At 78.3% G+C, this 2,614-nt stretch carries 1 protein-coding gene; it reads left to right on the forward strand.

Annotated features, from left to right (window positions below):
* Positions 1–2,614: SDR family NAD(P)-dependent oxidoreductase (locus AB0N76_RS39650; protein WP_363565718.1), on the forward strand; the 2,614-nt coding region annotated here is incomplete at both ends.

Here is a 2,614-nt window from a genome sequence, read left to right on the forward strand (position 1 = left end):
GCCGCCGACGCCGACGCCTACGCGCTCCACCCGGCCCTGCTCGACGCCGCCCTGCACGCCGTCGTGCTGGACGCCGAGCGGACCGTCCTGCCGTTCTCCTGGCGGGACGTCACCGTGCACCGCACCGGCGCCGCCGCGCTGCGGGCCCGGATCACCCCGGCCGGGGCCGACACCGTCGCCCTGGAGCTGACCGACCCGGCGGGCCTGCCGGTCGCCACGGTCGGCGCCCTCACCCTGCGCGTCCCGGCCGCCACCGGCCCGGACGGGCTCCACCGGCTCGACTGGCAGCCGCTCGCCACCGACGACACCCCGCCCCCGGCCGACGGCTGGGCCGTCCTCGCCGACCCGGCGGGCACCTCCGGCACTGACGCGCTCGCCGACGGCCGCCCGCTGCTCGCCTCCCTCGCCGACGCGGCCCCCGGACAGACCGTGCTCGCCCCCGTCCGCACCGCCGAACAGGCGCTCGCCCTGCTGCACACCTGGCTGGACGAGCGGCGGATGGGCACGCCGACCGGCGTGCTGGTGCTGGTCACCGCCCACGCCGTCGCCACCCACCCCGGCGAGGACGTCCCCGACCCGGCGGCCGGCGCCGTCTGGGGCCTGGTCCGCACCGCCCAGACCGAACACCCCGACCGCCTCGTCCTGCTGGACACCGACGCGACCGCCGCCAGCCGCTCCGCCCTTCCCACCGCGCTCGCCGCCGCCCTCGCCGCCGGTGAAACCCAACTCGCCCTGCGCGCCGGGGAGATCACCGTCCCGAGGCTGACCAGGCCGCGCCCCGGCGAACTGCTCGACCCCGGCACCGCCCCCGCCTGGCGGCTCGACACCGCGCGCCCCGGCAGCCTGGACTCCCTCGCCCTGCTGCCCGCCCCCGAAGCCCGACGCCCGCTGGCCGAAGGCGAGGTACGACTCGCCCTGCGCGCCGCCGGCCTCAACTTCCGCGACGTGCTGATCACCCTCGGCCTCTACCCCGGCGGCGCCCGGATCGGCGCCGAAGGCGCGGGCACCGTCCTGGAGACCGGCCCCGGCGTCACCCGGGTCAAGCCCGGCGACCGGGTGATGGGACTCGTCCAGGGCACCCTCGGCCCGGTCGCCGTCACCGACCACCGGCTGCTCACCCCCGTCCCCGACGGCTGGAGCTGGACCCAGGCCGCCACCGCCCCGGTCGCCTTCCTCACCGCTCACCACGGCCTGCACGGCCTGGCCCGCCTCAAGCCCGGCGAGACCGTCCTGGTGCACGCCGCGACCGGCGGCGTCGGCCAGGCCGCCGTCCAACTCGCCCACCACGCGGGCGCGGTGGTGCTCGCCACCGCCAGCCCCGGCAAGTGGGACGTGCTGCGCGGCCTCGGCCTGGTCGGCGACCGGGTCGCCTCCAGCCGCACCCTCGACTTCGAACAGTCCTTCCGCACCGCCACCGGCGGCCGGGGCGTCGACGTCGTCCTCAACGCCCTCGCCCACGAGTACACCGACGCCTCGCTGCGCCTGCTCGCCCCCGGCGGCCGGTTCGTCGAGATGGGCAAGACCGACCAGCGCGACCCGGCCACCGTCGCCGCCGACCACGACGGCGCCGCCTACCTCGCCTTCGACCTGTTCGACGTCGACCCCGACCGGATCGCCGCCCTCCTCACCGAACTCGCCGCCCTCTTCGCCACCGGCGCCCTGCACCCCCTGCCCGTGCACGCCCAGGACGTCCGGCAGGCCCCGCAGGCCCTGCGTCGGCTCAGCCAGGCCCGGCACACCGGCAAACTCGCCCTCACCCTGCCGACCGCGCTCGCCCCCGACGGCACCGTCCTGGTCACCGGCGGAACCGGGGCACTCGGCCGCCTGGTCGCCCATCGCCTGGTCGCCCGGCACGGCGTCCGGCACCTGCTGCTCGCCGGCCGCCAGGGCCCGGACGCCCCCGGAGCCGCCGCCCTCACCGCCGAACTCGCGGAAGCCGGCGCCGAGGTGACGATCCGCAGCTGCGACCTCGGCGACCCGGACGCCGTCGCGGCCCTGATCGCCGCCGTCCCCGCCGACCACCCGCTGACCGCCGTCGTGCACACCGCCGGCGTCCTCGACGACGCCCTGCTCGGCTCCCTCACCCCCGAACGGCTGCGCACCGTCCGCCGCCCCAAGGCCGACGGCGCCCGGCACCTGCACCACGCCACCGCCCACCTCGACCTCGCCGCCTTCGTCCTGTTCTCCTCCGCCGTCGGCCTGCTCGGCAACCCCGGCCAGGCCAACTACGCCGCCGCCAACGCCGAGTTGGACGCCCTCGCCCAGCACCGCGCGGTCCGCGGCCTGCCCGCCGTCTCGCTCGCCTGGGGCCACTGGGCGGAGGCCGCCGGCGGCATGGCGGCCGGCCTCAGCGCCGCCGAGACCGAACGCCTTGCCGCCACCGGACTCGCCCCGATGAGCAACGAACAGGCCCTCGCCCTCTTCGACGCCGCCCTCACCGGCCCCCACCCCGTCCTCGCGGCCGCCCGGCTCGACCCGGCCGCCGTCCCCGCCGACCGGCTCGCCCCCGTCCTGCGCGGCCTCGCCCGGCCCCGCCCGCAAGAACCCCGCCCGCTACCTCCAGGCGATGCGCAGCGGCGTCCACGGCATGAACAACCCCGACGGCAGCGCGGCC

This window comes from Kitasatospora sp. NPDC093806 (assembly GCF_040683335.1).
Classification (GTDB): Bacteria; Actinomycetota; Actinomycetes; order Streptomycetales; family Streptomycetaceae; genus Kitasatospora.